Annotated in this window: 8 protein-coding genes; 6 read left to right on the forward strand and 2 right to left on the reverse strand. The window is 66.6% G+C overall.

Annotated features, from left to right (window positions below; genetic code table 11):
• The first annotated feature begins 76 nt into the window (after positions 1 to 76).
• The 3 genes from EN781_RS19860 (at position 77) to EN781_RS19875 (ending at position 3,821) form a co-directional block, all read left to right on the forward strand.
• Complete coding sequence (locus EN781_RS19860; RefSeq protein WP_126057542.1) at positions 77 to 1,588, forward strand: ABC transporter ATP-binding protein; 1,512 nt, start codon at positions 77 to 79, stop codon at positions 1,586 to 1,588.
• Between the two features lie 242 nt (positions 1,589 to 1,830).
• A complete protein-coding gene (locus EN781_RS19870; protein ID WP_126057544.1) occupies positions 1,831 to 2,880 on the forward strand; it encodes an ABC transporter permease in 1,050 nt (349 codons plus the stop codon).
• On the forward strand, positions 2,877 to 3,821 hold the full coding sequence (locus EN781_RS19875) for an ABC transporter permease (RefSeq protein ID WP_126057545.1): 945 nt from the start codon (positions 2,877 to 2,879) through the stop codon (positions 3,819 to 3,821). Before EN781_RS19870 ends, EN781_RS19875 begins: the two co-directional genes overlap by 4 nt.
• A 68-nt stretch (positions 3,822 to 3,889) precedes the next feature.
• Here the strand turns inward: EN781_RS19875 and EN781_RS19880 are convergent, their stop codons facing one another.
• Complete coding sequence (locus EN781_RS19880; protein ID WP_127400253.1) at positions 3,890 to 4,657, reverse strand: SDR family oxidoreductase; 768 nt, start codon at positions 4,655 to 4,657, stop codon at positions 3,890 to 3,892.
• Between the two features lie 281 nt (positions 4,658 to 4,938).
• Between EN781_RS19880 and EN781_RS19885 the strand changes: the two genes are divergently transcribed.
• Positions 4,939 to 5,088: a hypothetical protein gene (locus EN781_RS19885; RefSeq protein ID WP_126057547.1), complete on the forward strand. Its 150-nt coding sequence runs from the start codon at positions 4,939 to 4,941 to the stop codon at positions 5,086 to 5,088.
• Positions 5,089 to 5,219: 131 nt separating this feature from the next.
• On the forward strand, positions 5,220 to 6,161 hold the full coding sequence (locus tag EN781_RS19890) for an LLM class flavin-dependent oxidoreductase (protein WP_126057548.1): 942 nt from the start codon (positions 5,220 to 5,222) through the stop codon (positions 6,159 to 6,161).
• A gap of 8 nt (positions 6,162 to 6,169) precedes the next feature.
• Here the strand turns inward: EN781_RS19890 and EN781_RS19895 are convergent, their stop codons facing one another.
• The gene (locus tag EN781_RS19895) at positions 6,170 to 6,844 is read right to left on the reverse strand and encodes an isochorismatase family cysteine hydrolase (protein WP_126057549.1); all 675 of its coding nucleotides are present in this window, start codon (positions 6,842 to 6,844) and stop codon (positions 6,170 to 6,172) included.
• Between the two features lie 260 nt (positions 6,845 to 7,104).
• Between EN781_RS19895 and EN781_RS19900 the strand changes: the two genes are divergently transcribed.
• A partial coding sequence (locus tag EN781_RS19900) for an ATP-binding cassette domain-containing protein (protein ID WP_189347701.1) occupies positions 7,105 to 7,644 on the forward strand: 540 nt, incomplete at its 3' end.

Below are 7,644 nucleotides of genomic sequence, written 5' to 3' on the forward strand. Positions count from 1 at the left end.
GCGGTTGGGGTGCCCCCCCCCGCCTCGCTTCGCTCGGCACCCTCCCCTCAAGGGGGAGGGGTACCAGGAGTATCCCTTGTCCGCCCCACTCATCGAAATGCGCGGCATCACCAAGAGCTTCGGGGCCGTCAAGGCGAACGAGGCCGTGGATCTCAGCGTCGCACCGGGCGAGATCCTTGGGCTGCTTGGCGAGAACGGCGCCGGCAAGACGACGCTGATGAACGTGCTGTTCGGCGCCTATGCACCTGACGCCGGCGAGATACTGGTCGAGGGCCGGCCGGTCGCCATCCACAGTTCGGCCGACGCGCTCGCCGCCGGCATCGGCATGGTGCACCAGCATTTTCATCTGGCGCCGCGGCTCACGGTGCTCGAGAACCTCCTGATCGGCATTCCGGGCAAGTCGGGCCGCATCGACCGCGCCGGCGGGTTGGCGCGGCTGAAGGAGATCGGCCGCCAGCATGGGCTGAGCCTCGATCCGACGCTGCCGGTCTCGGCGCTGTCGGTCGGCGAGCAGCAGCGGCTGGAGATCATCAAGGCGTTGTTTCGCGGCGCGAAGCTTTTGATCCTCGACGAGCCGACGGCGGTGCTGGCGCCAGGTGAGGTCGACGGCCTGTTCGCCGCCCTGCGCTCGATGGCGGGCCAGGGGCTCGGCATCATTTTCATCTCGCACAAGCTCAACGAAGTACGGGCACTCACGCATCGCTGCGTGGTGCTGCGGCACGGCAAGGTCGCGGGCCGCGTCGACGACCCCGCCAACACGACGTCGTCCGCCATGGCGCAATTGATGTGCGGCCGCGAGATCTTGCCGCCGGCCAGAGGGCCCTCGACGCCAGGCGCGACGGTGCTTACCCTCGACGGCATTTCCACGTCGGGTCATCTCGGCACCGCGTTGCGAGATGTGTCGCTTTCGGTGCGGGAAGGCGAGATCCTCGGCATCGCCGGCGTCTCCGGCAATGGCCAGCGGGCGCTGGCCGACGTCATTTCCGGCATGCTGGCGCCGAAGGCCGGCGCGATGACGATAGCCGGCAAAGCGGTTGCGCAATTCTCGCCGCGCGCGGTACAGGCACTCGGCCTTGGCCGTATCCCGGAAGACCGGATGACGACCGGGCTGGTGACCAATCTGCCGCTCGCCGATTCCATGGTGCTGCCGCGCATCGGCACCGAGGCGTTCAGCCGCAAGGGTCTGCTCAATCCGTCCGCCATCCGCGCCTTCGCCGAGGAACAGATCAAGGCCTATGACATACGCTGCCCGGGGCCGATGGTGCGCGCTGGCGCGCTCTCCGGCGGCAATCTGCAAAAGGCACTGCTGGCGCGCGAGCTCGCCTTCGATCCGAAAGTGCTGATCGTGTCGCAGCCGACGCGCGGCCTCGACATCGGCGCTGCCCGCTTCATCCACGAGAAGTTCCTCGCCATGCGCGCCAAGGGCTGCGGCATCATCGTCATCGGCGAGGACCTCGAGGAACTGCTAATGCTCTCGGACCGCATCGCGGTGATGTATGAGGGCCGCATCGCCGGCACACTCGCCGGTGCGGACGCCACCGTCGCAAGGCTCGGCCTGATGATGACCGGCGTGGAGGGGAGGGCGTAAAGCATGGGTTTGCCTCTGATTTCGAACGCCGGCGCCGCCCCTCACCTGCCTGCCGGCACCCTCTCCCCGTATAGAGACGGGGAGAGGAGCGCTTTCATCGATGATTTCGCCAATCGCGAGCGTTGCAAGAAGGGTGTGACGGCTGCGGCCAGCCACCTTCTCCCCGTCACTATACGGGGAGAAGGTGCCGGCAGCCGGATGAGGGGCGGCGCCGACATCTGGCGAGCGGGGGGCCACGCCTGATGTTCCGCCTCGAAGCCCGTACGTCGACGCCGGCTTGGTTCAATCTCGCACTGCCGCTGCTGGCGATCGCGGCGACGCTGGTGTTGTGCAGCGGCCTGATAGCAATCGCCGGCGCCGGCGTGATCGAGGCCTATGGCGTGATGCTGTCGGCCTCGCTCGGCGACAGCTACGCCATAACCGAGACGCTGGTGCGCGCCGCGCCGATGATCTTCACCGGCCTTGCTGTGGCGATCGCCTTCCGCGCGAAATTCTGGAACATCGGCGCCGAGGGCCAGTTGCTGGCGGGCGCTGTGGCAAGCTGCTTCGTCGGCGCCATCCCGATGCCGGGCTATCTCGCCATGCTTTTGATGGCGCTGGCGGGCGCCGCGGCCGGCGCCGCCGTGGCGCTGGTGCCCGCCACGTTGCGCGTAAAGTTCAAGGTCGACGACGTGGTCAGCTCGCTGCTGCTCAACTCAGTCATCTATTACGCGCTGATGGCGCTGATCGAGGGGCCCTGGAAGGATAGCTTCAGCGGCTATCCGATCTCGCCGCCGGTCGAGGATTCGGCCAATTTCCCGGTGCTGATTGAGGGCACGCGGCTGCATCTCGGCGTCGTGGCGGCGCTGATCGCCGCGCCGCTCTGCTGGTTCTTGATCGCGCGCATGACGCTCGGCTTCCGCATCCGTGTCACCGGCGAGAATCCGGAAGCGGCCCGCTACAGCGGCATCAACGTCCAGCGCGTGCTCATCTCGACCGCACTGCTCTCCGGCGCGCTGGCGGGCTTGGCCGGCGTCGGCGAGGTCGGCGGCGTGCATTTCCAGGTGATGAGCGACATTTCGCCCGGCTACGGCTATTCCGGCATTGTCGTCGCCATGCTGGCCAGGCTCAATCCGCTCGGCGTGGTGCCGGCGGCGCTCTTCCTTGCCGCGGTTATGACCGGGGCCGAGGCGATGTCGCGCGCGACCGGCGTGCCGGCTTTCCTCAGCGACGTCATCCAGGGCACGGCGCTGCTTGCCATGCTGGTGGCGCTGCTGTTCACCGCCTATCGAATTCGGCGGGTCGCGAAATGAGCGCGGTGTTCGAGCAGATCTTTCAGGTCGGCTTCCTTGCCGCCATCATCCGCATCGCCACGCCGCTTGCCTTCGCCACGCTTGGCGAAATGTTCTCCGAGCGCGCCGGCGTGCTTAATCTCGGCATCGAAGGCATCATGCTGCTCTCTGCCATGGCCGGGTTCACCGCCACCAGCATGAGCGGCAGCCTGTGGCTCGGCGTGCTGGTTGCCGTGGCGACCGGCGCGCTGATGGGCGCGGTGCATGCGCTGTTCACGGTGGCGCTGGGCTTAAGCCAGCATGTCTGCGGCATCGGCGTGACGCTGTTCTGCTCGGGGCTCGCGTATTTCCTCTACCGGCCGATCTTCGGCCAGCAGTCGGTGCCACCGAGCATCAAGGGTTTCCAGCCCGAGCCGATCCCGCTGCTTTCGCACATTCCGATCCTCGGCCCGGCGGTGTTCAACCAGTTTACGCTTGTCTATCTGGCGATCATCGCCGTTCCGCTCGCCGCCCTCGTGCTCTACCGCACGCCATGGGGGCTTTCGGTGCGGATGGTAGGCGAAAACCCGCGCGCCGCCGACTCGGCCGGGGTCAGCGTGATTGGCACGCGCTTCCAGGCGGTGATCCTCGGCGGCGCGTTGATGGGGCTCGCCGGCGCGTTTCTCACCATGGCGCAGTTCAACGCCTTCACCTTCGGCGTGGTGTCCGGGCGCGGCTGGGTGGCGATCGCGCTGGTCGTGTTCGGCCGTTGGGACCCGTGGCGCTCGGCGGGCGCGGCGCTGCTGTTCGCCTTCGTCGATGCGCTGCAGCTCAGGATGCAGGCAAGTGGGCTCGGCCACATCCCCTACGAAGCCTTCCTGATGCTGCCCTTCATCTTCACGATCGTCGCCATGGCCTTCATGTCGCGCAATGCGGTCGCGCCCTCGGCGCTGCTGAAGCCGTTTCGGAGGGAAGAGCGGTAGAGGACTTGGCGCCCTTTCCTCTCCCCCGATCGACGGGGGGAGAGGAAGAGCGCCAAGCCTGGGACGCTTCACATCGCCGTAAAGGCGTTGTCGACGAAGAGATGCGCGCCGTTGACGAAGCTGGATTCGTCACTGGCCAGGAACAATGCGGCCTTCGCCACTTCTTCCGGCTCGCCGATGCGGCCCTGCTGGGCGGCGAGTGCCGCGTCGGAGACGTCGACGCCGAGTTTCCCCAGGTCGGCCACCTCGCGCAGCCCGTGCGGGGTGCGGATGAAGCCGGGACAGACGGCGTTGCAGCGAATGTTGCGGTCGCGGAATTCGACCGCGATGGCGCGGGCGAACATGTGGCAGGCGCCCTTGGTGGTGTCGTAGAGCACCTCGTTCGGCGTCGCCGCCACCGCCGAGATCGACGAGGTGCAGACGATCGAGCCGCCGCCCGCCGCGATCATGCCGGGCAGTACGGCGCGCGTCATCAGGAACATCGAGCGCACATTCACGGCGTGCAGCCAGTCCCATTCCGTGAGCGTCGTCTCCAGGAACGGCTTTATCACGATGGTGCCGGCGTGGTTGAACAGCACGGTGACGGGGCCGAGCTTTGCCGCCGCCGCCTTCACCGCTCCCTCGACCTGCGCTTCGTCGGAAACGTCGGCGACGAAATGCGCCGCGACATGGCCGCGTGCCTGGATCGCGGCAGCGGTCGCCGCCGCCGCTTCGCCGTTGCGGTCGACGATCGCCACCTTGGCGCCTTCCGCCGCGAAGAGCTCCGAGGCCGCTCCACCCATGCCCGTCGCGCCGCCCGATATGATCGCGACCTTGCCCGCCAGCCTTCCGCCCATTGATTTCTCCGTCTGTTGATGCTTCACGCGTGAACCGGCAACGATGCTAACCCGCGCGTGTCGGATGGCCAAGCTCGCTGGCCGCATCGCCGACTCCAGCGCGACCGCCGAAATCCGGGGCGGCGTCATCATCTCCGCAGCCGTTTCCCCTGCATAGGGCAGACGCAGCAAGCCAAACCAATGTCCAGCGCGATATGAGAAATTCGTTCTTCGGATCGCGGAAAAATAGCAATCGACAAAGTCTACTAACTTTATAGATTAAGGGTGAGACGGAGGCCGACATGTCCTATTACCAAAACACCCAGACAGACCGCAGGGGACAAACCGTCGGCCAGAGCTGGCGGCCGGCCTATGGCGGGGCCTTCGCCTATCTCGTTTTCACCCTTGCGTTCGTGTTCACCGGGGCAGTCGTTGTGGGCCTCATTCCCTGAGGCGCGGGAACCACGGGGGTGGCGGCCTAACGCTTTCAGGCAACCGGAGTTGAGTGAGCCGCGTCGGCGGCGCGTTTTCGCGCGCCCTGTGGTTTTGATATGCGATTCCAAACGTGATGAAGGAGATGGCAATGCCAATCGAGTTCACGCATGTTCCGGGTAAGTCTGCCTATGGCAGCTTCTTCTACGATTTCGCCGAGACCGCGACGAAACTGTCGCTGATCGAGGATGTCGGCTTTCAGAAGATCGTCGTCGACGATCCGGCCGGCCTGCTCACCAATATGGACATAGCCGCGCAGGCGCTGAAGCGCACCGCGTCGCTGGAGGTGGTGCTGACCCACTGGGCTGGCGTGGTCGAGCCGACGGTGGCGGCCAGGCAGCTTGCCGCGCTCGACGCCAGGAGCGGCGGCCGGCTGTCGCTCAGGATGCTGAGCGAGCCGCTCAGCGATGAGGATGCCGAGGCGCGCCCGGTCGGGCACACCGTGGTGTGGCAGCGTATTGACGAATATCTGGTGCTTTTGAAGCGCCTGTGGTCGAACGACAGGCCGTTCGACCATGAAGGCGCCTTCTACAGCGTCAAAGGCGGCTATGTGCCCGGCAAGGGCCCGCACGGCGCCGACGTGACGATCCGGCTTGGCGGCCAGTCGGGAACGGCGCTCAGGGTAGCCGGCCGGCACGCGGATGTCTTCGAACTGTCCGCCGGTTCGCCCGACGAGGTCAGCCAGTTGATCGAGCGCGTGCGCGCCGCCGCCGCCGAGCATGGAAGGGCCGGCAAACTGCGCTTCGCGCTGCCCGTGCGCATGCGATCGCAAAAAGATGAAGGCGTCGCCGATCACAAGGCGGTTGAGGTTTCCGGGTCGCCGGCCGAGATCGCGTTGTCGCTGTTGCCCTATGCGGGGCTCGGCATCCATGAATTCATGATCGGCGGCATCGACCGTCCGCGCGAGATCGCGACGGCGGGTCGCGAGACTGTCACGCTTATCGCCAATTCACTGGCGCGTCTCGAGAGCAGCGTGACGCAATCCGGCGCATTGGCGCCGCGCCTGCCATCGGGATCCCGCGCCCGGGCCTGACCGGGTCGTCAGCGCGGCCTGCCGGCAGGCCGGGCCAGCGCTTCGATGACGGCGTCCGAATCCGCCAGCGCGCCGAAGACGCCGTCCTCGACCGTCACCATGTGAAGCGCGGCCTCATGCGCCTGTCTGCCGCCGCTGGCGCAGGCGTCCGCAATCGTCAGGCACTGGAAGTTGCGGTCGCAGGCCTCACGCAGCGTGGTGTGGACGCAGACGTCGGTCGTGCATCCCGTGAACAGGAGATGCGTGATGCCGCGTGCGCGCAGGACCAGCTCCAGGTCGGTATAGGTGAAGGCGCCGTTGCAGGTCTTGTCGACGACGATGTCCTGCGGCGCCACCTCGATATCGGCGACGATCTGGAACCCCGGGCTGGAGCGCAGCAGGATGTCGGTGCCGTCGAGCCCTGCCCGTTGGCGGCGCCATTTCTCGTAAGGCGTCATGTCGGCCATGTCGGCGCGGTAGCCTTGCCTTGTGTGCACGATGGTCAGGCCGGCGGCGCGGGCTGCCGCGATCAGCCGGTTCACCGCCGGCAGGATCGCCCTGAGCGGCGAAGGGTCGTATCCCTTTCTGGCGAAATAGCCGGTCGGCGACAGGAAGTCCTCCAGCAGGTCGATGACCAGCAGCGCGGTGTGTTCCGGCACCAGCCGGCCGTCATAGGGAAAATCGAACGGGATCGCCTTGATCATGGGGGCTTGCCTCACGCAGGGAGCCATCGTGGCCGGAGATGGTATCGCAGTCCATAGCCAGGGTCATGACCCCGCAGAGGCGCCACATTGGCAGCAATGGCGCAATTCGACCGTGCGCCGGGGCCTCATGACATTTTTGTTGATTCAAAAAGTCACCTCATAGTTGACTATTAAACTCATGTTTCTTAGTCAACCGTCGATGGCAGCTGGAAACCGCTTGCCGAGGAATGCGCAAGCCCGAGTTGCAGAAAGGCCAGAGCGTGGCTGGAGTTCAGACTGCCTTCCGTGTCGAAGCGGTGCGTTTCGCCGTCGGCGAGCGGACTCTGCTCGGACCGGTCTCGCTCGAGCTCGAACGCGCGCGCGTCTACGGTCTGATCGGCCACAACGGCTCCGGCAAGTCGACGCTGATCAAGCTTCTGGCGCGCCAGCAGCCGGCAAGCGAGGGCGCGATCAGCTTCGCCGAGCGGCCGCTGGCCGGCTGGAGCGCGCGCGAGCTGGCGCGGGCATTGGCCTATCTGCCGCAGACGACGCCGGCGGCGACCGGGCTTACCGTGCGGGAACTGGCGGCGCTCGGGCGCTATCCCTGGCATGGCGCGCTCGGCCGTTTCGGCCATGAGGACAGGCGGCATATCGAGGAGGCGCTGGCGCTGACCGACATGGCCGGCTTCGCCGACCGTCTGGTCGACGAGCTTTCCGGCGGCGAGCGGCAGCGGGCCTGGCTTGCCATGCTGGTGGCGCAGAATGCCGGCGTCATGCTGCTCGACGAGCCGATCTCGGCGCTCGACATCGCCCACCAGGTC

This window comes from Mesorhizobium sp. M4A.F.Ca.ET.090.04.2.1 (assembly GCF_003999085.1).
Lineage (GTDB): Bacteria > Pseudomonadota > Alphaproteobacteria > Rhizobiales > Rhizobiaceae > Mesorhizobium.